1 protein-coding gene is annotated in these 1002 nt (G+C 73.1%); it reads left to right on the top strand.

The annotated features are described in order from the left end of the window. Positions 1-183 precede the first annotated feature (183 nt). Positions 184-1002, top strand: an 819-nt coding sequence (locus tag CCN56_RS40545) for a transglycosylase family protein (protein WP_143664837.1), incomplete at its 3' end; no start/stop codon positions are given.

The raw sequence follows: 1002 nt of genomic DNA, 5'->3' as shown, positions 1-1002 counted from the left end.
CCCGCGCCCCAGCCGGGCGGGCCCGTACCGGAACCCGAACCCCAGCCCGAACCCGGTCCCGCCGGAGGGTGAACGGGACCAACGCAGAGGTGACATAAGGCGCTTGAGGTTTCGCGCGGCTCTTGTCACGGAGCGTGCGCCACCCCTAACTTGGACGGCTGCTGCTGTGTTCAAGGGGGGCCCATGGCCGTACGCGGACGTCACCGCCGCCACCAGCCGAGCCGGATCAACCGCGCCTCGCTCACCGTCACGGCGGGAGGCGCCGGCATGGCGCTGCCGCTGATCGGCGCGGGCGCCGCGCATGCCGCCTCGCTCGACGTCTGGGAGAAGGTCGCCTCCTGCGAGTCCTCCTCCAGCTGGCACATCAACACGGGCAACGGCTACTTCGGCGGCCTCCAGTTCAGCCAGTCCACCTGGGAGCGGTACGGCGGCACGCACTACGCGCCGCGCGCCGACCTCGCCTCCAAGGACCAGCAGATCGCGATCGCCGAACGCGTCCTGAAGGGCCAGGGCCCCGGTGCCTGGCCGTCCTGCGGCTCCCGCGCGGGGCTCGCCCGCGGCGAGCGGACGCCGGACGTCACCCCGGAGCCGGCCCGCGGCGGGAACGACGTCCGCACCGCCTCCCTGCCGGGGCAGCGCCTCTTACCCGAACAGGCGACGCGGACCGCGAGCCCCACCACCGTGCCCACCGTGCGCGAGATGTACACGGTGACGCCCGGCGACTCCCTGTCGAAGATCGCCCGAGACGAGCACGTCAAGGGCGGCTGGCAGCGCCTGTACGAGACCAACCGGCCGGTCGTCGGCGACGACCCCGACCTCATCCTCCCGGGCCAGCGCCTGACCCTGCGCATCACGGCGCCGAAGAAGCCAGAGAAGCCGGAGAAGGCGGCGGAGAAGCCGGAGAGGCCGGTCGAGAAGGCCGCGAAGAAGGCCGCCCCGCCCGCGAAGACCACCCGGCCGGTCAAGGCCGCGCCCCCCAGGGCCGGTCTCCTATACACACCT

The organism is Streptomyces sp. NRRL B-24572, from assembly GCF_002156145.1.
Taxonomy (GTDB): domain Bacteria; phylum Actinomycetota; class Actinomycetes; order Streptomycetales; family Streptomycetaceae; genus Streptomyces; species Streptomyces vietnamensis.
This window is presented reverse-complemented; position numbering and strand designations above follow the sequence as displayed.